Source organism: Terrimonas pollutisoli, assembly GCF_029360765.1.
GTDB classification, from domain to species: domain Bacteria; phylum Bacteroidota; class Bacteroidia; order Chitinophagales; family Chitinophagaceae; genus Terrimonas_B; species Terrimonas_B pollutisoli.
On sequence record NZ_JARKNA010000013.1, the window covers coordinates 124,045 to 150,599 of the forward strand.

Here is a 26,555-nt window from a genome sequence, read left to right on the forward strand (position 1 = left end):
TCTCAATATCTGTAAACAACCGGTAATTGGTTATTTACGCCAAATACTACAATCTTTTCTTTTTGGCTATTGGTGATTGGTACTACACTCCTTACACAGCCCTTGATATTTAACCCGGATTCGACCTGTGGCATATAGGTAAAATGACCCAATCCATCCCCCTTTAATAATACCCCATAGTTCGCATCGATCTTTCCAATTTTTATCCTGGTATGTTCAATATTACCTGCCAATAAAATATCTTTTTTCCCATCATGATCATAATCATCAATGCCAATTGCATACACCGGTGCGTAGCTGGCCTGGACAGGTAAACTATGCTGAACAAAAACGCCATTCCTGTTTTCAAACCAAACCGTTTCAAAAAAATCGGCTTTCAATGTTTTAACCGTTTGCAACTGTTCGGGAGTTAATATATCCTGAATTCCGGCATCAGAATATGAATCATAAGTAGGAAATTTTTGACGCAGGCTAACGACCTGGTCAGTCATTTCATCGCGGCTGGGCATAGGATAGGATTTACCCTGGATATAATAACACAAGATCGGATCAATGGAGCCATTATTATCAAAATCACCAAAGCATAGTGTTGCCGGCTCTTGCTGACTGACCTGCAACTGGCTGTTGGTGCCCCAATTGCCGGCTACTATGTCCGTGTCGCCATCGCTATCCAGGTCTGCAATGGCCATCCGGTTCCACCAACCATGTAAGGGAGTTGAAAAATATTTTTCTGTAGCATCAATAAATTTTCCATTTATGTTTTCAAAACAATAAATTTTCATCCATTCACCACAAACGACCAAATCCGGTTTATTATCCTTATTTAAATCCAGCCATATGGCATCGGTAACCATACCTAATTGTTGTAATGCAGGCCCGGCTGCTGACGTAACATTTGTAAATTTTCCTTTCCCATCATTCAACAATAAAAAACTCTCGGGTGATTCGGGATAACGACCAGGTATGACACGTCCACCGACAAATAAATCATTATCTCCATCCGCATCTACATCCGCCGCTCTTACACAAGAACCACTGACCGTTTCTGCCGGCAATGCATTTATATTTTTTACAAATATCCCTTTTTCATTTACATACAGTCTGTCCTGCAGCGCCTTATCATTTTCAGTAAACGAATATCCACCGCTTACTACATACAGGTCCATATCGTCATCGCTATCTGCATCAAAAAACAATGCATCAGTATCTTCCGACAGCGCATCTTCTGCAAAGCTGTTTTGTGTTGAGTTGCTAAAGCCTCCGCTCCGCTGCTGCAACAACAATTGTCCTTGCTGGTTTTTTGCACCACCTATATAAATATCTTCCAGCCCATCATTATTGATATCTGCTTTTGCCATAGCAGGCCCGCTATAAGAAAGCATATTGGGCATTAAAGGTTGGATCTTAAAATCGTTGGTTTCATCTTCAGTGTGTCGAAAAGGGATTGCGCCTGCTGTATTAAAAATAGTGGCAACTGGTGCAGACCTAAAATACTGACCGGTTTTAGTATACTTAATAGTTATTGATTTGTTCGCCACAACATCTTTTACAGTTTGAGTTTCTCCATTGGGCCAACGGATAAGCAGGGAATCAATTATGTTCGACGGCAAACCAAAATGTAAAGGCTCCTGCATGGAACTTTGAAAACCATGAACAGGATAATTTTCCAACACCGTCTTACCAGCGGGAGTGAATACCTGGACCTTAGCGCCCAGGGCGTTTGTATTGCCGCCTTCCATTTGTAATATCACTTTGAGATAATTTCCTTTTGAATTTGTCTCCGCGACATTATTACGATATATCGCCGCTTCATCATTCATCCGATTCACTACGAGATCAAGATCACCGTCATTGTCAAGGTCGGTATAGACGGCGCCATGAGAAAAGTTGACGGCGTCAAATCCCCAGTCTAAAGAACAATCTTTGAATTGCAGGTTGCCTTTGTTTTCAAACATATAACAGTGAAGAGGAGTGGATTTTATTCCCTGTAACATTTGAAACATTCGTTCGCTGGGCTCACCCTTTCTGAATTTCAACCGCTCATTGGCATAGAATTTTACAAAATCCCGATTGGTCATATCCCTTCCATAACCATTTGTCACAAACAGGTCTTTATAGCCATCATTATTAAAATCAGCGAACAAAGCTGCCCAACTCCAATCCGTATTCGAAACACCACTTGATTGACCGGTTTCGCTAAACGTACCATTGCCATTATTTACCTGCAGCATATTACGCATCAGTTGATGATAGAAGCCATTTTTCAGCATATTATTGTACAGCTCATAATTATCCGGCGTGTATAACAATTTTTGACGTTTATTATCAGCAGGCAGCATATCTAATGTATAAATATCGGCAAGACCGTCATTGTTGATATCAGCAATATCAACACCCATTGAGAAATTGGAGATATGCCCCAACTGTTCTTTCAACTTCTCAGTAAACATACCATCGCCATTATTGATATACAAGTAATCTTCTTCTACGTAATCATTGGAAACATACAGATCGGGCCATCCATCATTATTGACATCACTTGTAACAACAGAAAGGCCGTACCCGAGAGGATTAGAAATTATACCGGCCTGTCCGGTAACATTTGTGAAATGATTATTGTCGTTTCGATAAAGGCGGTCGCCAGCATCGGGATCAACCATTTTTTTTACAAAAGCTGCGTCGAAATTGCGTAGCTCTTTTACATTGTGATTGAGTACAAAAAGATCCAGATCTCCATCGCGATCATAATCCAAAAAAGCGGCATGTGTAGTATAGCCCTGATCGGCTATTCCCATTTCTTCGGCTTTATCAGTAAATGTGAGGTTTCCATTATTGATCAGTAATTGATTTTTTCTCCTTTCCGCGTCAATATCCCCCGAATAGCAAACATAAATATCCAACCAGCCATCGCCATTTACATCTGCTACACTCACACCTGTCTTCCACCCTCTTTTTCCGCCTGCATTGGATTGCCTGGTAATATCCTGGAATTGAAAATTCCCTTTATTCAAGTAGAGTTTATTCGGTAAAACGTTCGCTGTAAAATAAAGATCAGTTAATCCGTCATTATTAAAATCACCGGCCGCTACGCCACCGCCATTGTAAAAATATTCGTAGGTAACGATGTTAATATCGGGAGTTTCGACTACTTTATTTACAAAGTTGACACCAGTCACGGATGAAGGAAGAAGTGTAAATAAGGAGTTATTCTGTGAAATCGAGGTTTGTATTGCAATAACACAAACACAGCAAAAGCTCAGGAACCTTTTGTGCAATATCATAGTGCCGCCGTTATTAATTCACTTTATCTTGTTCACTTTTGTCTTGACAAATAGAATCTTTAAAAAAACATTTTAAAAAACAAGTCAGGCAGTTATGCCTGCCTGACTTGAAAGCCATATATAATATACATTCAGTAGCTTTTTGCTATTAAACTTTATTTTCTATTAAGGTTTATCCCACCAAACCCTTGTGTTAAAATCATCGGCGCCTTGTTGTGCAATCGCTGCGGCATAATTATCAGCATTGTTTACTTTTTCGCTTTCATCGTAAATTAAGCGACGCGGCAATTTACCACCGGTAAGGTTGCCTGGATAGTTAACCGGAGTCAATAAAGGATAGCCGGATCTTCTCAGGTCAGCAAATGCTTCAAGGCCATTGAAAAAAAATGCGATCCATTTTTGAGTATGTATTTGATTGAACTTCTCTGCATCCGTACCCGCGATTAAAAATGGATGAGCCACCAGGTAGGCCGCGATTTCGGCATCAGTTACAGGCGGGACAGCGGTACCATATACAGCCAGCATTTTCATTGCTGCTGTAACACCGTTGTTGTAATACGTCAGCGCACTGCCTGAATCCCAACCACGTACGGCAGCTTCAGCCAATAAAAACTGTACTTCAGCATAGCTCATGATAATATCAGGAGCATCCTGGCGCAAAATCGTTAAGGTATTAGGGTCGGAATAAGCAGGCAGTCCAGCTGCAGTCCAACTGGGATGAGAAGTAATAGTTGCGGCGGTAAAGCCATTGGGCAATCCTTTCTGATTGGCAGGTGTATTGTCGCCTGAATTTTCCAACCTTGCATAAATGCGAAGACGCGGATCGCTTGTGTTTTTTAACTGGTTGATAAAAGTTTGCCCCATTTTCGTTCCATTCGTTCCATTCTGAAGGTCCTCTCCCAAATAAGGAGTGGTATATGGGTTCTGATTAACGCCAGAGGGTCCTGTTTCATGATTTAACACCAGGTTATCCGCATTGGATTGAAAGACACCTCCTGCTATTGCTTTGGCCACCCATTGTTGTGCTTTAGCAGCATCTACTTTGGTAAGACGCATGCCCAGTCGAAGCATTAGGGAGTAGGCGAATTTTTTCCATTTAGAAACATCGCCGGCGTAAAAAAGATCAGCGCTTCCAAAGAATGGTTTGCTGGCATCAAATGCCTGTGCCGATTCATCCAGCTCCTTTAAAAGATCAGCATAGATGTCGGACTGTTTATCAAATTTGGGTTTAAATAACAAGTCCGTATATCCTTTGCCCGCATCAAAATAGGGCACATCCCCATACAGATCGGTCAGGCGGTGGAAAACATAGGCCCTGATAATTCGTACCGCACTTCTCTTATTGGCATTTTCTGCCTCATCGGGAATTATTGAGGTGAGCAATTGAGTTGTCTCTTTAATTCCCAAACCATAAGAAGAACCATAAAAGGCGCCGGACCATTCAGGTACATACGTATACTTATCACCCGGATAACCGTATGAGGCAAGATGCTGTACGATCTCGCTTGTATAGATCAGGTTAGCCCGGTGATTTTCAAAATTTTGCCCGTTCATGTATACCTCGGACAAGGTAAAAATGGAATTAGGATCCGGGATAACGTAAGCATTCGGATTTTCATTCAGCTTTTCAAATCCCTTATCGCAGGATCCAAGAACGCAGATGCATCCGATGCCAATAGCTAATTTCTTTATTAAATTATTTTTCATTTTCATGAGATTTAAGTTAAAACTTAACATTCAGGTTTATTCCATAACTCCTTGTAACAGGTACACCACCTCTTTCAAGACCCTGTTCATTACCATTCTGATAATTTGATTCAGGGTCAACGTTGGGCACCTTATTCAGGAAATTAGCCAGGTTGCGGGCTACAAGTGAAATATTAATACCCTGGATAGGTGTTTTGTTCAGGATTTTTTTTGGAACGCTATAGCCAAGGCTAACTGATCTCAACTTGATAAAATCTGATGAGTATAAGAAATGAGCGGTTTCTCCGAACGCCCACGATCTCCAGTAAAGCTGGGCAGGAACTGTTACATTAACGGGAGCTCCACTGGGATCTGCTCCACTTACGGGTATACCACCTTGCCTGCCCGGCAAAGTGCCTTTATGCAAACCAAGCCTGTACCCAAGATAGTTGGTAGATGAAAATACATCGCCGCCAAATTTTCCGTCAACAAGGACAGACAGTATAAAGTTTTTATAAGTAAGATCACTTGTAAAGCCCATTGTAAATGGGGATACGCCTTTACCAACTGTCACCAATTGTCCGCGGCGCAGTGTGCCATCCGAATTGTAAACCAGGTCTCCTTTCGAATCCCTTTCATAGACATAGGCTTTGATGATACCAAAGGGCTCGCCTTCTTCCAATACGACAAAAGCATTACCATCCCTGTTATCGGCAAGTGTTTTTGATTTAAGCTCATCGGTAAGTTTTACAACCTTGCTCTTGTTGTGAGCCATATTAAATCCGGCATTCCAGCTAAAGTCCTTTGTTCTGACAGGAATACCACTAATCTGTAATTCTATGCCTCTGTTCTGGATTTCACCTACATTAATTTTTGTAGTACCATAACCAGAACTGATGGATACGTTTGCATCAGCGATATCGTTGATCGTTTTTTTGTTGTACCAGGCGAAATCTATGCTCAGGCGATTTTTCAAAAATGAATTTTCAGCGCCGATTTCTATCGTTTTTACTTCATAGGGCTGCAAATTCGCATTAGGTATATTGCCTCCATTGGTACCTACCAGGGGCTGACCAAAATAACCTTGTCCGACAGGTGTATACGTCAGCACCAAAGCATATGCATCAGGTAATCCGCCACCAACACTACCCCAACCTGCCCTCAGTTTACCATAACTCCACCATGATGGCAATTTGACAATATCCGAATAAACAATACTGGTATTAATGGAAGGATAAAAAATATGATTGCTTTCAGGACTAAGTGTAGAGAACCAGTCTTCACGGCCGGTAAGACTTAAGAATGCAAAATTCTTATAGCCTATGTCAGCGGAAGCAAACACGGAGTTAACTTCTGATTCGGCAAAATCTTCGCTGGAACTCTTGTTCTTGATATTCCCATAAAAATATTGAAACGGAACGATGAATTCGCTACCACCATAATTGGTTCCTTTACGACGATTATGCTGCCTGTTGGCGCCAACGATTACGTTCACATCGAAATCAGTAAAGACTTTATTTTTATATCCTAACTGCCCTTCGGTATTATATTCATACCTCGATTGCTGCACAATGTTCATGCTCCCGGTTGGTCTGTACTGGATGCCTGTAGGCTCAATCTCCCAATATTCATAATTGATATAGTCAATACCAAATTTTCCTTTTGCGTAGAATTGGGGAGTAATATTATAAGTGAGAATGGTAGAACCAATAAACCGGTTCCTCCTGTCTTTGTTCTTTACGTAGTCAGTAGCAAAATAAGGTGTTTGCTGAAAAACATTGCTTCCTAAATGTTTAGCCTCTCCTCCCGTTGAGTCCACTCCCGGCTTCAACCATCTTACATCAATATTAGTTGCCAATTGGTAAACTGTAAGGTTGGCATTTTTAGGTGCATCAGAGAGAAAGGGCCTGTTGTTTGCCTTTTCAATGATGTATTGGCCGTTTGTTTCTATCGTTATTTTTTTATTAGGCGTTGCATTCAACGATAAAGCGAAATTTTGCCGATCAAACCCCGCATTGGGAAGTATAGCATTATTTTTAACATTACCCACTGAAAACCGGTAATTAATATTATTACCTCCACCGAAAAGCGCTAACGTGTTGGACCAGGTTTTTCCATTATCATAGAAATTTTTGAGATTGTCTTTTTGTGCACTGTACGGATGCATATTACCATCAATAGTGAGTACCTGGGATCCATCTAATTTTGCACCCCAGGAAAAAAGAGCCCTGTCCCGTGCGTCTATAAGGTTGGGTGGCTTTTCACCCAAGTTCCCGGCTCCGTATTCATATTGCCAGTCCGTGGTTTTAAGAACTTTATCCATTGTATAGTTGGAATTGAACTCAACACCAATACCCTGTCCAGCTCTACCTTTCTTTGTAGTTATAAGAATTACACCATTGGATCCTCTGGAACCATATAAGGCAGAGGCATTGCTTCCTTTTAATACAGAAATATCCGCTATGTCGTCCGGGTTAAAAGAGGATAACCCGTCACCTCTGTCAACACCGCCCCAGCGACCGGCATTGCCCTGTTGTGTATTATCGATAGGAATACCATCAATGACATAAAGCGGTTGATTATTGCCGGATGCAGAAGTAGCACCCCTGATAACAACTCTGCTTGATCCGCCAGGCCCGGTAGCCATACCAGAGGCATTAACTCCGGCTACACGACCCGACAAAGCGGTACCTAAATTTATTTCCCTGGCTTTAGTGAGATCATCGCCTTTTACCTGTCCAACAGCATATCCCAGCACTCTTTTTTGTTTTTTAATACCTAAAGCGGTAACAACTACTTCGGAAAGCTCTTCGTTTGAAACTGTCAACACAATAGTAACATTGTTTTCATCAGCTGCTATTGCTACTTCACGGGCAGCATAGCCTACTGATGAAATTTCAAGGGTAATATTTCCTGTTGGTACTGAAAAACCAAATCTCCCTTCTGAATTGGTAGTAGTAATATTTGATTGCCCTTTTACTTTTACCGTTGCGGAAACGATTCCTATATTTTGCGCATCGGTAACCAAGCCCGTAAGCGAACGATTTTGTGCTTTTAAACTGATGCAAGAGAAGAGCATCAGCCCTATGATAGAAAGTAGTCCTTTCATAAAGCATTTTTTTAGTTTGATGATTGATTTTAGAAAAAAGTTATTGTCTGACGATTTAGAGACAATAGCTGCCAACAGGCAGTCTCAGAGTGATTTTTTTTCATAAGCAGCAATTTTTAGTGTAAAAAATAAATGTGCAAACGAAGATCTAAAAGACTAGAAGCCTAAATTTCACGCTGTTGTTTTTTTCCGATGAGTAGCTTTCGAATTTTCTCTTGTGCGACGACTCTCCATGCCTAATGCATATCTAAAAGACTAGAAGCCTAAGTTTCATGCTGTGCTTTTTCCGATGGGTAGCTTTCGGATTTTCTCTTGTGCGACGACTCTCCATGACCAACGCATGTCTAAAAGACTAGAAGCCCAAGTTGTTTCATGATGTGCTTTTTCCGATGGGTAGCTTTCGGATTTTCTTTTGCAGGGCGACTCTCTGTGACTAATGCAGATCTAAAAAACTAGAAGCCTAAATTTCACGCTGTCGCTTTTTTTCGATGGGTAGCTTTCGGATTTTCTCTTGCACGACTCTCCATGACTAGTGCAGCTGAACCGATTAATTCTGCCTGATAACCCAAAGTTGAAATTTCTACACTGGTGTTTGCTGCAAGCCTTGGAATACAATGTTCGTTTAATGCCTGTTGGATCGGAGCCAGCCAAACTTTTCCTGCTAAAGCACCCCTTCCACTTAATATAATCGATTCCGGATTGATCAAATGAATCAGTATTGCTACACCCCTGCCAATGTTATAGCCAATTTCCGATAACAATTCAACTGCAAACTGATCTCCTTTTATGGCGGCAGCGATCACCGCCTGTGAATCCTGTTCAAAATGTCCTGAAGGGAAATCACTTCCTAACGCCGATCTCCTTCCGGATCTTAATCCTTCCGCCGCCTTCTCAATAATTACAAGTAATGACGATTCGGTTTCCAGGCAACCTGTTTTACCACAGGTGCATAGCTTATTGTTATTAAACAATGGCAAATGACTAAACTCGCCTGCAAAACCGTTCTGCCCCCTGAATAAATCGCCGTTCAGAATCATTCCTAACCCAATCCCCCAACCGATATTAATCACCATCGCATTTTTTTTGTTTCGGGCGGTTCCAAAGCGCCATTCAGCTAATGCGATAAGACTCGAATCATTATCTATATATACCGGTAGTTTTAACCTGGTCGACAAAAAATCTGTAATTGTTTGTTCCTTGCTTTCGAAAAATGAATAATTGATCCCCTTTTTGAAATCGATAAATCCGGGCATACCGATGCCTACTCCAACAATTTTTGATTTATCAATTTTCGAATTAACAATTACTTCCTCTATTTTATCAGCTAATTGGAAAAGCGCATCGGAATTATTTTGAAGTGGCAACTCCAATTTCACAACATCCCCGATATGGCGATTATGTATGTCCATTAAACTGATCCGGGTAACAAATTGATCCATCGCAACGGAGAGTATATAAATACGATCTTCTTTCAACGCATAAGTGATAGGACGTCGTCCTCCACTGGAGGGAGCATAACCTGTTTCAATTACGTAGCCCTCGTCCATTAATTCATTAAGGATATTCATTGTAAAAGGGATGCTTTTTTCAATTCTATCACTTAAATCTGCACAGGACAGGTTCCTTGAAAAATAAAATTCTCGAAATATCAATCCTTTGTAAAAACTTTTTTTTCCCATGTTTTCGGCAGGATGCAGTTAGATTTTCGGTAATTGTTTACCCAAAGTAAGAAACTTTTTAAAAAAATATAAAACTTTACTCTTTTTTTATTAACCTTTTCCTGGGTTTTGATAGGGTGGTCAACCCTTATTAAGTTTTTCTTGTTATAAGACTTATAAAATGGAATTTTTGCTGCATTGTCAAAATCCCGACAGCTCGATAAAGCGTACATTCCGTAAAATTGAATAATGAAAATACTCAAACTAAGTATGACGGGTTTTGTTATAGGTGTTGTGAGCCTGGTATCATGCGCACAAATAAAAAACAAGGAAAAAATGACAACTGATTTATCATCCCCGGCCTCCCCAGTTACTGCAATTACCGGGGAAACAGATACTGCTTATTTTGCCAATGGATGCTTTTGGTGTACTGAAGCAATTTTTGAACAACTCAATGGTGTAAAAAGTGCCGTTTCCGGTTATACCGGCGGCCAAACAAAAAATCCAACTTACAAACAAGTTTGTACCGGTGAAACCGGTCATGCTGAATGCCTTCAGATTGTATATGACCACAAACAAATTAGTTTTGATGAGCTGCTTGAGGTATTTTGGGAAACACATGATCCTACCACCCTCAATCGCCAGGGCAATGATGTGGGAACACAATATCGCAGTGGTATCTTTTATGTGAACGAAGAACAAAAGCAAAAATCAGAAAAATATAAAGCTGAGTTAGATAAAAGTGGCGCTTTTGATAATCCTATAGTCACCGAGATCACTCCTTTTTCAACCTTTTATCCTGCAGAAAACTATCACCAGGAATATTTTGAGAATAATGAAAACAATAATCCCTATTGTAAAATTGTGATTCGTCCCAAAGTGGATAAATTTAGAAAAGTCTTCAAGGACAAACTAAAAAAATAACCCCGCCAATGGCGGGGCTTTCGATCGGAATCGAATGGTGGCTGAGATTCATAATACTGTTGCTTATAGTTTAGCCAAACAACTGTAATTATTGCGGTTGGCCAAAAACAAGAAGAGAGTATAAGCAAAGCAGGATAAATAAAATGATTCTGGCAATCAGCACTTCGTTTGTAGAGTTAATTTTCATGGGCACATATTTAAGGTTCATAAAGAAGAAAATTTTTGGTATTGGGTCTGGTCAGGTTTTTACTTCACCTGTTCAATTCGGATTAAATTATTATGCTTGCGGACTAAAACGAAGTAAAAACCCGGCCCGACACTGTGAAAATATACAGCAAACGGCTAAAATGCAAGCCCAGTACGGATGATGTGACACCTTGATTTGAGTCAACCGAATGGATTTCAGAAAGTTGTATAGAAAATTTTTTATTCGGAAATTACTGCGATTCTAGTAAAAACCCACGAGTTTATACGATTACAATTGGTGTATTTACCAATCACCTCTTCAATCCAGCTTCACTTTTCTTAATTCCAGCAAGTTTAATGCGTTGGGCTTGAAACCCGTAACAGACGGCTGAACTAGCCGAATGACTTTATCATACCAAAGTGGAACAACAGGCGCATCATTCATCACTATTTGATCAGCTTGTTGATAAAGCCTGTATCGTATTGAATCATTTTCTTCGACCAGGGCTTTTTCAAAAAGATCATCAAACCGGGGGTTCTTGTAGCGGGTATAATTGGGAGGCGCCGGGTTTTTAGAATAAAATACCGATAAATAATTCTCGGCATCCGGGTAATCTGCTATCCAGCTGCCACGAAAAAACAGGGCTCTTGAATTTGAGGTCATTTCTATCAACAAGGATTTTTGAATTGTTTCCACTTGCACAGGAATACCGATTCCGTCCAGTTCCTTAGCAATAAAATCCGCCATATCTGAATAAAGCGCAATCGTCAGCAGTTTGATAACCGGCAAACCGTTGCCGTTTTCAAAGCCTGCCTCAGCCAGAAGTCTTTTGCTTTTAACAGGATCATAGGAGTAACCTTTTACAAAGCCCGTATCAAAGGAAGGTAAACCCATTGGCACAAAACCAGATTCAGCCGGGGTACCTATAGAATTACGCAGGTATAACACCATTTTTTTGCGGTCAAATCCATAATTGATTGCCTGCCGCACCTTTCGCAGCACAAGTGGTGAACCTTTGACCAATTCATTCGTCGAATCAATTAATATCCCCAAATATTCAATATTAAGATATGGATTGACCTGCAGTATTAACTTACCTTCCCAATTTTTTCGCAGGGTTCCTTTTTTTGTTAAAATCTCATCTTTAAAGGAAGCATCAATATCATTCACAAAGTCGAGTTTGTTTTGCCTGAATAGCAGGAACTCGGTGGCCTTACTATCATAAAAAGTTGTTTTGATCCCGTCTACATAAGGCAACCGATTCCCCAAACTATCTTTTTCAAAATAGTTTTCATGTTTTGCCAGTATCAATGCCTGCCCCTCTTCCCAGGCTACAAAACGAAAAGGCCCTGTTCCCACGGGATGGCGGCGAAATTCATTTCCATATTTTTCCACCGCCTCTTTTGCAACAATTGAACAATACTGCATCGAAAGAATCCCAAGAATAGGATTATAAGGCCGCAATAATTTTAACTGAAATGTTGTATCATCAATAGCCCTGAAAGGTTGTATCGTATCCACTTTCCGGTTAAAGATCCAGGCACCCGGGCTGGCCGTTCGTTTATCAATGATGCGATAAAAACTGTAAGCAATATCACCGGCGGTAAGTTTTCTTCCCTTTTTACCGGGAAATGCCTCATCATTATGAAAGAAAACATCGTTTCTTAAGTAAAAAGTATAGGTGAGTCTATCTTCAGAAACCTGCCAGCGCTTTGCCAGGGATGGAACAATCTTGAGACTATCGTTCACTTCAACCAATGTATTGAATAACTGATGAGCCGGCCACATGGTAGCCTGGCTTTTAGCAAATGCCGGATCGAGTGTGGGTATACCCGAATGCTCGTTGTAATGGAAAATTTTTTTCCCGTTTTTTTTATTCTTGCCGTTACATCCTGCGATGAACACGATGCCAGTAACTATGATCAATGAAAGAATTAAATTATATTTTGTCTTAATAAACATTGCTATCATCTGCGGCTAAATTTACAATGCAATTGAATTTAATTATGAAATACTTTAAGTAGTCCGCAATACATGCTCAATTGGATTATAAATCCTGGCTGGTGAAGTTCTTTTAACCATCATTCTTCGCTATTCATCCCGGCCGCTTATCTTTACCTTATGAGCAATATCAGGCGGCAAAGTATCATTTCTTCTTTCATTATTTATTTTGGTTTCGCTATTGGTTTGCTTAATACTTACTTTTTTACCAAAGAAGGTCTTTTTACTGAAGCCGATTATGGGCTTGTCACCATCTTCATGTCCATTGCCACTATGATGATGGCTTTTGCCAGCATGGCCATGCCCTCCTATATTTTCAAATTCTATCCTTACTATCACCATCATTTACCGCGACAAAAAAACGACATGATCACCTGGGCATTGCTCGTGAGCCTGGTTGGTTTTTTATTGGTAATGATCGCAGGCTGGTTTTTTAAAGATCTTGTGATCAGGAAATTTGGTAAAAATTCCCCGCAGCTCCTCACTTATTATTATTGGATATTTCCCATGGGCCTGGGACTTACGATCTATTCTATCCTGGAGGGCTATAGCTGGAATTTGGGTAAAGCTTCCCTGGCAATATTTTTAAAGGAAGTACAATGGAGAGTAATAATTACCATATTGATTATCCTTTTTTTAACCAATATTATACCTGACTTCAGTCTTTTTATTAAGCTATATTCATTTGCCTATCCCGCCATCGCTGCCGGTTTACTAGCATACCTGTTGATAACAAAAAAAATAAGCTTCACTTTTAAAATAAGTAAAGTAACCCGGCGATTTTTTAAAAAAATAATAACGCTTTGTTCTTTTGTTTATGCCGGGATTTTAATCTTTACTATTTCAAGAGTGTTTGACACCCTTGTCATTGCGTCTGTGTTACCGGACGGCATAGACAAAGCCGGGATATTTGGCATCGCTACATTAATGACCAGTGTGATTCAGGCTCCTCAAAGAAGCATCATAGCTGTCTCTATTGGTCATTTGTCCAAGGCATGGAAGGACAAAAACTGGGATACTATTCAAAGAATATATCAACGTTCATCTATCAACCTGTTGATCTTTTCAGCAGGAATTTATTTGCTCATTGCTTTGAATTATACAGAAGCCATCAAAACCTTTGGCTTAAAAGAAAGTTATCTAGGGGGATATGCAGCCTTCCTGCTATTAGGTTTAAGTATGGTGGTAGATATGGGCACGGGTGTTAATGCGCAGATCATTGGCACTTCCACGGCCTGGCGCTTTGAATTGCTTAGCGGTATTATCTTATTAGCGCTGATGTTGCCGCTTACTTATCTCCTTGCTAAGCAATATGACATCATGGGGCCTGCATTGGCTAGCCTGATCTCCATCACCATCTATAATATTGTTCGTATTACTTTCTTATGGAAAAAATTTAAGCTATTTCCCTTTACGATGCAATCCCTTTATACAACAGTATTGGCGGCCGGCTGTTTTGCAGCTTGCTATTTTCTATTCAACAACATCTATGGATTTTGGGGCCTGGTAATAAGAAGCCTTGCTTTTATTCTTCTTTATGGCGTTGGCGTATTATACCTGAAGTTATCACCGGACGTAATGCCTGTTATAACAACTATCCGTAAAAGAATTGGGCTTATAAAAAAGGAAAGCTAAACTATTTGATATTAACTCCCGGTCTTTCGATGCGGCCTGTGCCTACGAAACGCTTGAGATAGTACGGGTCATACATATCACTCACTGTTACCCCGTATGCAGTAGATGCATGAATGAACTTATTGTTTTGAAGATAAATTCCGACATGTGATATACCACCGGTTGTATTGAAGAAAACCAAATCGCCTGTTTTCATTTCAGTGGCAGAGATAATGCGTGACATTCTATATTGGTCCCGTGCTGTACGCGGTAGTGATACGGCAAATGCAGAAAGATAAACAGCCTGTACAAAAGCGGAACAATCGATACCGCTTTTTGTACTACCCCCATACCTGTAACGGGTGCCATACCATTCATCCACATGTTCCAATAAGGTATTATCCTGCAATTGCTCCACTTCAGTATTTAATAATATCGCATATTTAAGTTGAACAGGGGAGGCAGTTTCTAATGATGACTTTCTGTTTAAATAATTTGAATTGGAAGAAGCAGTTTGTTTACCTGTGATTGACTTATTCGAAGTACTATTGGGACCAGAAGCTGAAGAATGTTCGACCGAAATATCATCTAAAAATTTTACCTGTTTGCCTGAACCGGGATTACTCCTGGTATTGCTTGCACCTGACACCTGTTTACTGTTTGCAAGATTCAGGGGCTTCATGCTGGAGCAACTCGCCATTGAAACAATCGTAAATAAAGCAGGTATGATTTTTTTAAACATAGACTTCCTTAGTTATTCGGCTGGTTCAAAAATCATGCAAAAATATACTTAATAAACATCAAAAAATCAAAAATCAGCCGTGATTTTTGATTAAGATGAGATGCCCAGCTTAACCTACTGTTTTAAAGTTGGTTAACACTAAGCCTTTTATTTAATATCCCCAACATTGCTGGAATATGCTTACTATAAACAGCGGATGAGCCCTTGCTTAATGATAAAGCTTATGAACTATCTATGATAAACGATGAAGATATAAGATAAAATAATAACGGATTGAACCTGTATTCGGGATCCTATCGCCCGGCCTACGCTGATAAAAAGAAAGACAAAAAATTCTAACAGGCTTTCAACATTCAGTCAACAACATATTTTATTCCGTAAAAGAATCGGAAATTCGCTCTTTGGCTTTACTTTTCCTGACTCATTCGCTATTGTGACCATGAAATTTTCCCATTTACACGTACACACTCAATTTTCGCTGCTTGACGGAGCCGCCTCTATTCAAAATCTTTATAAAAAAGCGATCAAAGACGGAATGCCGGCGTTGGCCATCAGTGACCACGGCAATATGTTTGGCGCTTTTGAATTTGTTGCCGAGGCTTATAAACATAAAGACGAAAATGGCAAATTGAAAGTAAAGCCCGTTGTTGGCTGCGAATTTTATGTCACCGTCAATCGTCATCAAAAGACCTTCACGAAAGAGCAAAAAGATGTTCGTCATCACCAGATACTACTCGCAAAAAACGAACAGGGATACAGAAACCTGGTAAAACTAACTTCTCTTGGTTTTATTGAAGGCATGTATAGCAAGTATCCCCGGATTGACAAAGAATTGATTCTTCAATACCACGAAGGCCTGATTGCAACTACCTGCTGCCTGGGAGCATCGGTTCCACAGGCCATCCTGCGCAAAGGAGAGGAAGAAGGAGAAAATGAATTTAAATGGTGGCTCAATATTTTCCAGCAGGATTTTTATGTTGAACTGCAGCGCCACGGTATGGCTGAACAGGATAAGGTGAACGAAGTATTAATAAAGTTTGCAAAGAAGTATAATGTAAAAATTATTGCAAGCAATGATTCACATTATGTAGATCAAAGTGATTTCAATGCCCATGATATTTTATTATGTATTAACACCGGCGAAAAAATAGCCACCCCTGCCCTTCGTGACTTTGCCGATGATGATGTTAATATTAAGGGCAAGCGTTTTGCATTTCCCAACGATCAATTTTATTTTAAGACAACGGAAGAAATGAGCAAAGTGTTCAATGATCTTCCTGAAGCTATTGATAATACTAACGAGATCGTCGATAAAATTGATATTCTGAATTTAAAAAGGGATATCCTCTTACCTTTTTTCCAGGTGCCAAAAGAATTTTCGTCGCAGGATGAGTACCTCGAACATATCACCTGGGATGGAGCAAAACAGCGATATAAGGAGATCACACCTGAAATTGATGAACGCCTCCGCTTTGAATTGTTTACCATCAAAACGATGGGCTTTGCGGGTTACTTTTTAATCGTAAGTGATTTTATCAAGGCTGGTCGTGATATTGGTGTGTTTATTGGTCCCGGCCGTGGTTCCGCTGCAGGGTCAGTAGTGGCTTACTGTACGGGCATCACTAATATCGATCCTATCAAATACAATTTGCTGTTTGAAAGATTTTTGAATCCGGATCGTAAATCAATGCCCGATATCGATACCGATTTTGATGACGAAGGAAGGCAAAAAGTAATTGACTACGTTGTTGATAAATATGGGAAGAACCAGGTAGCACAGATTATTACCTATGGTACGATGGCTGCTAAATCGAGCATTGCCGATGTTGCAAGAGTGATGGATGTACCCTTACCTGAAAGCAGGGCTTTATCAAAATTAGTTCCGGAAAGACCGGGCGTCGAATTGCGAAGAGTGTTGCATGCACCGATGAGAATAAAAGATGGTGAAAAATCTTTGGAAGAAAAAGAAGGGCTCGGCGGTGACGATTTTGAAAGCGTAAAAAAGATCCGCGAGATATATAACCAGGAAAATACTTTATTGAGTAAAGTATTGCATGAAGCTGAGCGACTGGAAGGTTCTGTTCGCAATACAGGCATTCACGCCGCAGGTATCATCATTGCGCCGAAAGATTTGACCGAGCTTATTCCGGTTGCCGTGGCAAAAGACTCTCCGCTTTGGGTAACACAGATAGAAGGAAATGTGATCGAAGAAGCCGGTGTAATCAAAATGGACTTTTTGGGACTGAAGACATTGACCATTATAAAAAATGCGCTTCAGCTCATCAAACAAAACCATGGGGTCGATATCAATATTGATGAGATACCGCTTGATGATGTGAAGACATTTGAACTTTATCAACATGCGTCGACCATTGGTACGTTCCAGTTTGAAAGTCCCGGCATGCAGAAATATTTGCGGGAATTAAAACCAGATAAGTTTGGCGACCTGATTGCGATGAATGCCTTGTACCGTCCCGGTCCAATTGCTTACATTCCTAATTATATCGATCGTAAACATGGCCGTGAAGCCATTACCTACGACCTTCCTGAAATGCAGGAATATCTCGAAGAAACCTACGGTATCACGGTGTACCAGGAGCAGGTAATGTTGCTGGCGCAAAAGCTGGCAGGATTTAGCAAGGGGGATGCAGACGTGTTGCGAAAAGCGATGGGTAAAAAACAAAAAGCGGTGCTTGATAAGATGAAAGCACAGTTTATTAGCGGCGCAAAAGCCAAGTCTTTGCCCCAAGACAAACTGGAGAAGATCTGGACCGACTGGGAAGCCTTTGCCCAATACGCATTCAACAAATCTCACTCTACCTGCTATGCTTATGTAGCTTATCAAACTGCCTACTTGAAAGCTCACTATCCTGCTGAGTACATGGCGGCAGTATTGAACAACGCCGGCAGTATTGATAAGATCACTTTCTTCATGGAAGAATGTAAGCGAATGGGAATAAAAGTGCTCGGGCCGGATATCAATGAATCGCTGAAAGGTTTTGCCGTAAATCAGGCTGGCGAAATTCGATTTGGGTTAGGCGGATTAAAAGGTGTTGGTGAAGCAGCCGTTGAAAGCATAATCGCAGAGAGAAAAAAAGGCGGATCATATCCCAATATTTTTGATTTTATCAAACGAGTCAACCAGCGAACCGTTAATAAGAAAACATTGGAAAGCCTGGCTTATGCCGGCGGCTTTGATTGTTTTACCGAACACCATCGGGCCCAGTATTTTAATGTTCCGGAGGGTGAAACCGCTACTGGCCTGGAAAGAGTTATTAGATATGGCCAGATTATTTCTTCGCAGAATGCGACAACAGCAAATACATTATTTGGCGACCTCCCAATTAGCATGGAGATCCCCCCGCCCCGTTTGCCCGACTGCTTGCCCTGGCCATTGGTAGTCCAGCTTGATTATGAAAAAGAAGTGACCGGGATGTTCCTGAGTGGTCACCCCTTGGATCATTACCGTTTTGAAATGAAACACTACGGCATTACTTCGGTCGCCGATTTCAATGAATTTAAGGAGGCCATTAAAATGCAGTCAAACCCCGGCCGTACTTTCCGGCTGTTGGTTTTGGTGACGGGTGTGCAACACCGGGTGGCGCAAAAAAGCGGCAATAAATATGGCAGTTATGTTATTGAAGATTTTTCGGGCAAGACAGATTTTGCCTTGTTCAGCGAAGACTATATGCGGCTATCACCCTACCTGCAGCAAGGTGCTTCTGTTTGCATCACCGGTTTTTTCAAGGCCCGGTACAACCAGGGAGAATTTGAGTTTAAGGTGCAGCAGGTTTCCCTGGCCGAAACGTTAAAAAAGCAGCTGACCAAGCAGGTCAACGTGCAGGTTCATCCACAGCTGATTGATAAAGACATGATAGAATTCGTAGAGAAAAACCTGAAGAACCATCCCGGGCAATGCGCTTTGAAGCTTATTGTAAGTGAGCCTAAAAACGACTTGAGGATCAGCCTGGTAACGACGGGAAGAGGATTTGAAATGAACGAGGAAATGATCCATTTTTTAGAAGAAAAGCCCGAACTGGATGTGCAGGTAGTAACTACTTAACGGATATAGAAATTTTACCAGTAATGTCAGCTATTTGGTACAAGTTTGTATAAATAATGACAACTTTTACACAACTTTCTGCCAACAATGCCTGTTAATTATATCGGACTTAAATTTGCAACCCCTAAGAATATTTAAAGAAAAAATCTTAAAAATTTAAAATAAAGACAATGGCAAAAGAATTCAATGATGCGAACTTCCAGGCGGATGTACTGGCTTCAGATAAACTGACTGTGGTAGATTTTTGGGCTGAATGGTGCGGTCCTTGCCGGGCAATCGGACCGGTTATCGAAGAATTATCCAAAGAGTATGATGGTAAAGTAAACGTAGGAAAGGTGAACGTTGATAACAATCCCCAGGTTTCCATGAACTATGGTATCACTTCTATCCCCGCTATACTTTTTATCAAAGGCGGACAGGTGGTTGATAAGCTCGTAGGTGCTCAACCTAAAGGTAATTTTGTAAAAAAGATCGAAGCTCACCTGTAAGCTTCTTTATCAATAAAGTCGCAACCCCGTTCATCCGAACGGGGTTTTTTAGTTTTTATTTGGCCAGCGGCCGTGCTACTATCATCGTCTGTTGTGTCACTCACTTCATCGTTCGGTAATTCTACTGAGCTTATCGAAGTATCAGCATTTTTTCGAAAACATTGACCTGTTTTTTCCGGCGTTTGTAATGTGATTAGATAGCCCTGTCCACTTTATGATTTAAGGACAATCTGAAATGTATTTGCGCTACTGTGTAGGCGTAGCGTATTTTCTATAGAGCCTGAAAAGAATGGGTTGAAAAATTGTTTGAAATTTTAAGTAGCGTATTTTAGCAGAATACACTCGTTATTGGCAACCGCTTGCCGACAATGCTAACATCATGGGGAGCGTAAAAAAAAGTGTAATAATGGCACCAACACCAAAAAACGGAAACGAGATGCAGGTTGTTTCGTTTGCTTCTTCAAAAGAATGGAGAAAGTGGATTGCAGAGAATCATGCTAAATCAAACGGAGCTTGGCTGCGGTTCTTTAAAAAAGATTCAGGCGAAAAAACCGTTACATACTCTGAAGCTCTCGAAGAAGCGTTGTGTTATGGTTGGATTGACGGGCAAGCGAACAAGTATGATGCTAAATCTTACATTCAAAAATTTACACCACGAAGACCTAAAAGTATTTGGTCTAAAAGAAATACCGAAAAAGCTGAACGCTTAATTCAGGAAGGCAAAATGAAAAAAGCGGGGATGCAACAAGTGGAATTGGCTAAAGCCGACGGTCGCTGGCAACAGGCGTATGATTCGTCTAAAAATATGAAAGTGCCAGAAGATTTTTTACAACAGCTTTCAAAGAATAAAAAAGCAAAAACTTTTTTTGACGGATTAAACAAGGCAAATCTATATGCCATCGCATGGCGGTTGCAAACAGCGAAGAAGCCCGAAACAAGAGAGAAGAGGTTAAAGGAAATTCTGGAAATGATGAGTGAAGGAAAAAAATTTCATTAACAACTAACAAGCAAGTAACAACTACAATATCAATACATCAAACGATGTTTCTGCGGAATTCAGGCTTTACAGCTTCGTGGCAAAAGTGCGGTGACATTCTCTTATAATTGAAAAAAGTAAATGGACAAACAACAAATAATTGACTGGTTACTGGAAGGAGATGTTTCTATACAATATCAAGTTTGGCGTGATTTATTGGGAGTTGACAAAAAGAAACTTCAGAACAGAATAGCGAATGAAGGATGGGGGCTGAAATTTCTGTCAAAACGTAATTCAGATGGTCATTGGGGCTATAAATTCTATCAACCCAAATGGACTTCTACTTTTTACACATTACTTGATCTTCGCAATTTAAATTGCCCTTCAGACAACAAAATTGCCAAAGAAACTATTGAACTTGTTTTACAAAATGGCAAAGCCGATGATGGAGGAATTCCATTGGGACAATCCACAACCCGGTATAGTGATGTTTGTGCAAACGGTATGTTTTTAAATTATGCTTCCTATTTCAATACACCTGAAAAGAAGTTGCATTCCATAGTTGATAGTATTTTAGGTGAGATTATGCCAGATGGAGGATTTAACTGCAGGACAACAAGAAGTGGAGCTAAACACAGCTCATTGCATTCCACTACTTCAGTTCTCGAAGGGTTCACCGAATTTCAGAAAGCGGGCTACGCCTACAGAAAGAAAGAAATATCTGATGCTATTAAAACAGGAGTTGAATTTATCCTGATACACCGGTTATTTTTATCAGACAGAACAGGTGAAATAATTGATAAAAATTTCTTGAAGTTAACTTATCCCGGCAGGTGGCGATATGACATTCTGCGAGCTATGGATTATTTTCAATATGCAGGGGTTAAAAGGGACAACAGAATGACAGATGCATTGACCTATTTGATTAAAAAGCAAAATAAAGACGGAACATGGAATATGCAGGCTGCTCATTCAGGACAGGTACACTTTATAATGGAGAAAGCGGGTAAACCAAGCAGATGGAACACTTTAAGAATGTTACGTGTAATGAAACATTTTAAAATTGAATAACTACAGCTATTAAGGCTTTTGCGTCAGGCGGGCTGAAGTGCAAGACTCAACGGCAGTTTTTCAATAAACTTTTTTGCTTCAATTTCCCGCCCGAATGCAAAGCCCCAAGCCGTAAGCTGCAACCTCACTCCTTCATCCACATCACTGAATTTTCTTCACCAAATTCTTCAGCCATGGTTCGTGTCCCCACGAACCATATAAATAATACGATTTTCGGTTCGCTGAGACACGAGACAATAGGCAATATATTCAGCGTATTCAGCTAACAAAATGTATCCGTTATTTTTCTTTAATCATAAACACAGCCGGCACCGTTCTTTGCTTTTTATCCGAAGGCTTGATCGTTTCTTTACCATTTACAAGCATGCAACTGCTGCCACCACCGTCCAGGTTTAACGCTTCCACGCAACCAAGATCTTTAAAGATCTGCGCCAGTTGACCCAGGGTTGCGCCTTCTGCAACACCTGCATTTCTTCCTTCCACTACCAACACAATAAGTTTGTTGTCCTTTGTATAACCCATGGCTGTACGGGGATGTTTATCATGGATAGCTTTGCCATAAAATTTACGTTCTTCTTCATTGGTAATTTTTATTTCACCATTTTGCAAAAGAACAGGGCCGCCTCCCACTGCAGCTTCCATTTTCCATTTACGAAAAGACGAGGAAAGCCTTCCCTCGTGCGGTCGTGTGACTACAGATGTTATTTGATCAAAGTAGGCAAAATTGTGATGAGATACGGAATCCCTGAGTGCTTCCATTGGCCATTGCATAGCATAGGGATATTTTTTTGTGGAATCGGTGTATAACCACGCAACATCCACTTCCCTGCGCCTGGATACACCAATAGCACTTCCAAAAGGATGACTGTAGGTCAATGTATCCTTTCCCATGCCTGGAACAGAATGAATGTTATAACTGACCAGTTTGCCATCTTTTATTACCACATTTAAATTTTGATTGGTAGCAAATGAAAAGAAAGTGGTATTGACCACTAACAGCGGCTGTCCATTCTTTTCATAAAACTGCTGGGGTGTGAGCCTCCGGTTTAGTGTAGTATCAACTGTAAATTCAAGATGCTTGTCTTTGAGATCGGCTTCCAGGTACCAGGCGATATTTGGCTTGCCATCCAGGCTGTCAATCGTTTTATACACATGCACAGATAGGGGGAGATTGCTAAAGGTCGCATCCATTTTTTGCCATTTCAACTGGGCATGGACAACGTTGGAAAATAATAACAGCAGGGTCGAAAAAATAATTTTATTCATCTTATTTATTGGGGCTAAAATATACGCTTATCATTGAATCGCTCCAGCAAGCCTTTTGATAAACATCGAATACTCGATCACAAAATCCTGGCCGGCGGGAAATTTTTCCCGCTTCGATTTTTCAAATGCTGCTGCCAATATGTAGTAGGCGTCTTTAGCTTGCTGCGGGTTTTTGAATAATTGACTAAAGCTGCTCGTTTCAGAAAATGGTTTTAATTCAATACTGTGCTGGTAATACCGGAGTGGCAAAAACACCCTGGACTGCGAAAAATAAGCAGATTCTTTCGATACCATTTCGTAGTACAACGAATAATAGTCGAGCATTGCTTTCATCCTGTTTTTTAACTGTTCGTTATTTTCAATAGCAACAGTTTTTCGCCACCAGTTTCCTGCTGTTGTAAATAAAGTTGATCTTTTTTTATCAGGAATGCGTTTCAAAAACCAAGTCAGTTTTATTTCCTCACCATCGAGCACAATTGTTTCCACTACCTGCATCGTATCCCGCCGGATACCCGAAAATGTTCCTTTAAAAAAATCAAGACCCTTGCCCGCATTTCGTATAAAGAGGTTTTTATTTTCCGGGTTGAAATGCCAGTTACCGGCTGGTTTGAAAATACTATCACTTTGAAAAAAAGCGCCTCCTTCCAAAAAACTGATCGTCTTTAATCCCAATAATGATACAATCGAGTCCTGCGCATTGGTATAAGCCCTTCTTTGTTCAGCCGTGGTAAGTTCATGCTCAGGATACAGGATCAGCCAATTACCGGCAATTGCTTTCACCGGGTCTTGCTCCCTTGTTTGCCAAAAAGTACAGGAAGAAAAAACCAACACAATGATGATCAGGAAGGCAGGAACCCGGCTCATGTATATTTTAGAAATTGATTGATGACAAATATAAAAAAGACCTTTCCAGTTAAACCAATTCAATTAACAATGTCGTTTTGACGTAAATACAATAACACCTGTTAGTATATCTTTGTTGCATTAATTCACTGATTGCAAAAAAACGATTATGCCTGCTAAAAAAATTAATGAGCTGCTCGGCGATAAGGCTGAGTATTTACTGGATCACAAATGCAAAACCATTTCCAAAAAAGAACTTCATTTACCAGGCGCCGACTTTGTTGATCGGATCTGGGTGCAAACTGACCGCAACCCTTCCGTGTTACGCAATCTCCAGGCTATGTATGATCACGGTCGATTAGCAAATACAGGATATTTGTCCATTCTTCCTGTGGACCAGGGAATCGAACATAGTGGTGGCGCCTCGTTTGCCAAAAACCCTATTTATTTCGACCCGGAAAATATAATCAAACTAGCTATTGAAGGTGGCTGTAATGCCGTAGCTACCACTTACGGCGGATTGGGATTTTTATCCAGGAAGTATGCCCATAAGATTCCGTTTATTGTAAAGATCAATCACAATGAGTTTTTAACTTATCCCAATAAGTTTGACCAGATCATGTTCGCTTCTGTCAAACAAAGCTGGAATCTCGGAGCCGCAGCCGTTGGCGCTACTATCTACTTTGGAAGCGATGAGTCGACCCGTCAAATACAGGAAGTAAGCAAAGCTTTTGAAATGGCGCATGAACTGGGTATGGCAACTATCCTCTGGTGTTATTTAAGAAATCCGGCTTTTAAAAAAGATGGAGTTGACTATCATGTCTCGGCCGATCTTACAGGCCAGGCCAACCACCTGGGTGTAACGATAGAAGCGGATATCATTAAGCAAAAACTGCCTGAAAATAACGGCGGCTATAATGCACTCAACACTAAAGAATCCGCTTACGGGAAAAATGATAAAAGAATATACACCGAGTTAACCTCCGATCATCCCATTGATCTTTGCCGGTACCAGGTAGCCAATTGTTATATGGGCCGTGCCGGCTTGATCAATTCAGGTGGAGCTTCTTCAGGCGCCAGTGACATGGCGGAAGCGGTTATCACAGCTGTAGTTAACAAAAGAGCTGGTGGAATGGGATTAATCAGTGGGCGCAAAGCTTTTCAACGCCCCATGAAAGAAGGTGTTGAAATTTTAAATGCCATCCAGGATGTTTATCTTGATAAAGACATTACGATAGCGTAGCCCGATGTTTCAAGCTAAAAAAGCCTTTCGGTGTCGAAAGGCTTTTTTAGTTATTTTGTCGATGTGTATGATTAATAATTCCGGTTGATTTAGTAACCGGCTAATTGATAAACTATGAAAGCTAGCTACTGCAGAACAAATGGAAAGCCTGGCTAAACTCACAGAAAGATATTGTGTGGTTTATCAGACAATAACAAAGGGGGGCGAAATCGGGACATTTTATACAAACACCAGTTCCCGGTCATTATCGTTGTAAATTCTGTATCCATTCAGCACCCAACACTTTTATTCTTTTATCGAGGTAGAAGAAAAAGTGATATGGTTTGGTAACAGTAATTTTTTTATCCGCTTGCAACCGGGTTTCGGTGATTTCAAAATTATGTTCCAGGACCCACGCCTTTTCAGAGTGAGGTTGTGAATACGTTTTCAATTCGCCATACGAAACAGCTTTATACGGCATGTTTTTGAAAAGCTTGGTTTCGATGTATTCCTTTATTTTTTCTGAAGCAAGTTCTTTAGCCGACCGGTTAATCTGGGCTTGCGCCAGGCAGGGAGCAGTAAGTAACAGCAGGCAAATTATCCGCATAACAATAATTTTAAGTGTATGATAATAAAATTGAATTGTCGCGACAACTAAAGCTAAGATTAAAAAACGAAACTATTCGTAGTAAATGATGAGTGGTCAGATTTGGCTGTCAAAAACAATATTAAAAATATAACTGTTACTAAATTTTTTGATTGGGCTTTTTGATAACTTAGCAATTGTTATTGTAATCTCAACTTCCTTTAAATCTAGCCACCAGTACTGCTGGTTATTCCTGAAATCCTTACCTCCTTTCACAAGATTAGTAGCAAAAATTATTTGCATTATCATTACTGAAACTGTCCTGGTAGCAGGTATTGAATGTGCAAGAGATTTTCACCTGTCAATATTCCTTGAAAGCATCGTTTGATTTTTCGAAAGCCACCAAACAAAAAATCATGAAAAAGATTTTTACCTGTCTTGTTATCATTGCAGGAATAATCATTGTTGTTTTCACATCCTGCCAACCTCAATCAAAGCCAAACGAAACTTCAGAAAAGCTAAGTAATGATCAGCTTGTAAAAAGAGGAAGCTATCTCGTAACTGCTATCGGCTGTGACGATTGCCATTCTCCAAAAAAAATGGGGCCAAACGGTCCGCAGGTGGATCTTGAAACTCGTCTGTCGGGCCATCCCGCTGATGCTGTGTTGGGAAAGGCGGACACCAATGTGATGAAAAATGGCTGGGTTCTATTTAGGGTCTGCTGATTAAGTCGCCATCAAACACTCAATTTTTTTGGAGGCGGGATATAAATTTCATGTAATACTGCCAGCCATTTAATAAACTCAACATTTTTTTGTTTAAGCCAAACAACGAGGCA

General features: G+C 40.4%; 17 protein-coding genes. 8 read left to right on the top strand and 9 right to left on the bottom strand.

Annotated elements, in window-relative coordinates:
- Window positions 1-2 precede the first annotated feature (2 nt).
- From P2W73_RS18700 to P2W73_RS18715, 4 genes are all read right to left on the bottom strand, one after another.
- The gene (locus P2W73_RS18700) at window positions 3-3,281 is read right to left on the bottom strand and encodes a VCBS repeat-containing protein (protein WP_276503617.1); all 3,279 of its coding nucleotides are present in this window, start codon (window positions 3,279-3,281) and stop codon (window positions 3-5) included.
- Window positions 3,282-3,446: 165 nt separating this feature from the next.
- On the bottom strand, window positions 3,447-4,988 hold the full coding sequence (locus tag P2W73_RS18705) for a SusD/RagB family nutrient-binding outer membrane lipoprotein (protein WP_276503618.1): 1,542 nt from the start codon (window positions 4,986-4,988) through the stop codon (window positions 3,447-3,449).
- 16 nt (window positions 4,989-5,004) lie between these two features.
- On the bottom strand, window positions 5,005-8,076 hold the full coding sequence (locus P2W73_RS18710) for a SusC/RagA family TonB-linked outer membrane protein (RefSeq protein ID WP_276503619.1): 3,072 nt from the start codon (window positions 8,074-8,076) through the stop codon (window positions 5,005-5,007).
- Between the two features lie 467 nt (window positions 8,077-8,543).
- The gene (locus tag P2W73_RS18715) at window positions 8,544-9,644 is read right to left on the bottom strand and encodes an ROK family protein (protein WP_276503620.1); all 1,101 of its coding nucleotides are present in this window, start codon (window positions 9,642-9,644) and stop codon (window positions 8,544-8,546) included.
- A gap of 339 nt (window positions 9,645-9,983) precedes the next feature.
- Here P2W73_RS18715 and msrA point away from each other — a divergent pair, with 339 nt between their 5' ends.
- Window positions 9,984-10,658, top strand: coding sequence for a peptide-methionine (S)-S-oxide reductase MsrA (gene msrA / locus P2W73_RS18720; protein WP_276503621.1), 675 nt, complete (start codon window positions 9,984-9,986; stop codon window positions 10,656-10,658).
- Window positions 10,659-11,163: 505 nt separating this feature from the next.
- Here msrA and P2W73_RS18725 read toward each other — a convergent pair.
- Window positions 11,164-12,816 (bottom strand): ABC transporter substrate-binding protein, encoded by a 1,653-nt coding sequence (locus P2W73_RS18725; protein ID WP_276503622.1) that lies wholly within the window; start codon window positions 12,814-12,816, stop codon window positions 11,164-11,166.
- A 150-nt stretch (window positions 12,817-12,966) separates the two neighbouring features.
- Between P2W73_RS18725 and P2W73_RS18730 the strand changes: the two genes are divergently transcribed.
- Entirely contained in the window at window positions 12,967-14,481 is a 1,515-nt protein-coding gene (locus P2W73_RS18730) for a lipopolysaccharide biosynthesis protein (RefSeq protein ID WP_276503623.1), read from the top strand.
- Window position 14,482: 1 nt separating this feature from the next.
- Here the strand turns inward: P2W73_RS18730 and P2W73_RS18735 are convergent, their stop codons facing one another.
- On the bottom strand, window positions 14,483-15,202 hold the full coding sequence (locus P2W73_RS18735; protein WP_276503624.1) for a C40 family peptidase: 720 nt from the start codon (window positions 15,200-15,202) through the stop codon (window positions 14,483-14,485).
- A gap of 439 nt (window positions 15,203-15,641) precedes the next feature.
- Between P2W73_RS18735 and dnaE the strand changes: the two genes are divergently transcribed.
- The 4 genes from dnaE (at window position 15,642) to P2W73_RS18755 (ending at window position 21,800) form a co-directional block, all read left to right on the top strand.
- A complete protein-coding gene (dnaE, locus tag P2W73_RS18740; protein ID WP_276503625.1) occupies window positions 15,642-19,265 on the top strand; it encodes a DNA polymerase III subunit alpha in 3,624 nt (1,207 codons plus the stop codon).
- A 170-nt stretch (window positions 19,266-19,435) separates the two neighbouring features.
- Entirely contained in the window at window positions 19,436-19,753 is a 318-nt protein-coding gene (gene trxA / locus P2W73_RS18745; protein WP_276503626.1) for a thioredoxin, read from the top strand.
- A 406-nt stretch (window positions 19,754-20,159) separates the two neighbouring features.
- Entirely contained in the window at window positions 20,160-20,750 is a 591-nt protein-coding gene (locus P2W73_RS18750; protein WP_276503627.1) for a YdeI/OmpD-associated family protein, read from the top strand.
- A gap of 120 nt (window positions 20,751-20,870) precedes the next feature.
- Complete coding sequence (locus tag P2W73_RS18755; protein WP_276503628.1) at window positions 20,871-21,800, top strand: hypothetical protein; 930 nt, start codon at window positions 20,871-20,873, stop codon at window positions 21,798-21,800.
- 279 nt (window positions 21,801-22,079) lie between these two features.
- Here P2W73_RS18755 and P2W73_RS18760 read toward each other — a convergent pair whose 3' ends face one another.
- Together P2W73_RS18760 and P2W73_RS18765 are read right to left on the bottom strand one after the other, a co-directional pair.
- Window positions 22,080-23,066: a phosphodiester glycosidase family protein gene (locus P2W73_RS18760; protein WP_276503629.1), complete on the bottom strand. Its 987-nt coding sequence runs from the start codon at window positions 23,064-23,066 to the stop codon at window positions 22,080-22,082.
- A 30-nt stretch (window positions 23,067-23,096) separates the two neighbouring features.
- A complete protein-coding gene (locus tag P2W73_RS18765; RefSeq protein ID WP_276503630.1) occupies window positions 23,097-23,930 on the bottom strand; it encodes a hypothetical protein in 834 nt (277 codons plus the stop codon).
- 148 nt (window positions 23,931-24,078) lie between these two features.
- Here P2W73_RS18765 and P2W73_RS18770 point away from each other — a divergent pair, with 148 nt between their 5' ends.
- Complete coding sequence (locus P2W73_RS18770; protein WP_276503631.1) at window positions 24,079-25,152, top strand: class I fructose-bisphosphate aldolase; 1,074 nt, start codon at window positions 24,079-24,081, stop codon at window positions 25,150-25,152.
- 244 nt (window positions 25,153-25,396) lie between these two features.
- Here P2W73_RS18770 and P2W73_RS18775 read toward each other — a convergent pair whose 3' ends face one another.
- On the bottom strand, window positions 25,397-25,738 hold the full coding sequence (locus tag P2W73_RS18775) for a hypothetical protein (RefSeq protein WP_276503632.1): 342 nt from the start codon (window positions 25,736-25,738) through the stop codon (window positions 25,397-25,399).
- Between the two features lie 395 nt (window positions 25,739-26,133).
- Between P2W73_RS18775 and P2W73_RS18780 the strand changes: the two genes are divergently transcribed.
- Entirely contained in the window at window positions 26,134-26,442 is a 309-nt protein-coding gene (locus P2W73_RS18780) for a hypothetical protein (RefSeq protein WP_276503633.1), read from the top strand.
- The last annotated feature ends 113 nt before the right edge of the window (window positions 26,443-26,555 follow it).

Coding starts and splice junctions, on each gene's coding strand:
- P2W73_RS18700 (WP_276503617.1), bottom strand. CDS start 3,281: ATGATATTGCACAAAAGGTTCCTGAGCTTTTGCTGTGTTTGTGTTATT.
- P2W73_RS18705 (WP_276503618.1), bottom strand. CDS start 4,988: ATGAAAAATAATTTAATAAAGAAATTAGCTATTGGCATCGGATGCATC.
- P2W73_RS18710 (WP_276503619.1), bottom strand. CDS start 8,076: ATGAAAGGACTACTTTCTATCATAGGGCTGATGCTCTTCTCTTGCATC.
- P2W73_RS18715 (WP_276503620.1), bottom strand. CDS start 9,644: ATGAATATCCTTAATGAATTAATGGACGAGGGCTACGTAATTGAAACA.
- msrA (WP_276503621.1), top strand. CDS start 9,984: ATGAAAATACTCAAACTAAGTATGACGGGTTTTGTTATAGGTGTTGTG.
- P2W73_RS18725 (WP_276503622.1), bottom strand. CDS start 12,816: ATGATAGCAATGTTTATTAAGACAAAATATAATTTAATTCTTTCATTG.
- P2W73_RS18730 (WP_276503623.1), top strand. CDS start 12,967: ATGAGCAATATCAGGCGGCAAAGTATCATTTCTTCTTTCATTATTTAT.
- P2W73_RS18735 (WP_276503624.1), bottom strand. CDS start 15,202: ATGTTTAAAAAAATCATACCTGCTTTATTTACGATTGTTTCAATGGCG.
- dnaE (WP_276503625.1), top strand. CDS start 15,642: ATGAAATTTTCCCATTTACACGTACACACTCAATTTTCGCTGCTTGAC.
- trxA (WP_276503626.1), top strand. CDS start 19,436: ATGGCAAAAGAATTCAATGATGCGAACTTCCAGGCGGATGTACTGGCT.
- P2W73_RS18750 (WP_276503627.1), top strand. CDS start 20,160: ATGGCACCAACACCAAAAAACGGAAACGAGATGCAGGTTGTTTCGTTT.
- P2W73_RS18755 (WP_276503628.1), top strand. CDS start 20,871: ATGGACAAACAACAAATAATTGACTGGTTACTGGAAGGAGATGTTTCT.
- P2W73_RS18760 (WP_276503629.1), bottom strand. CDS start 23,066: ATGAATAAAATTATTTTTTCGACCCTGCTGTTATTATTTTCCAACGTT.
- P2W73_RS18765 (WP_276503630.1), bottom strand. CDS start 23,930: ATGAGCCGGGTTCCTGCCTTCCTGATCATCATTGTGTTGGTTTTTTCT.
- P2W73_RS18770 (WP_276503631.1), top strand. CDS start 24,079: ATGCCTGCTAAAAAAATTAATGAGCTGCTCGGCGATAAGGCTGAGTAT.
- P2W73_RS18775 (WP_276503632.1), bottom strand. CDS start 25,738: ATGCGGATAATTTGCCTGCTGTTACTTACTGCTCCCTGCCTGGCGCAA.
- P2W73_RS18780 (WP_276503633.1), top strand. CDS start 26,134: ATGAAAAAGATTTTTACCTGTCTTGTTATCATTGCAGGAATAATCATT.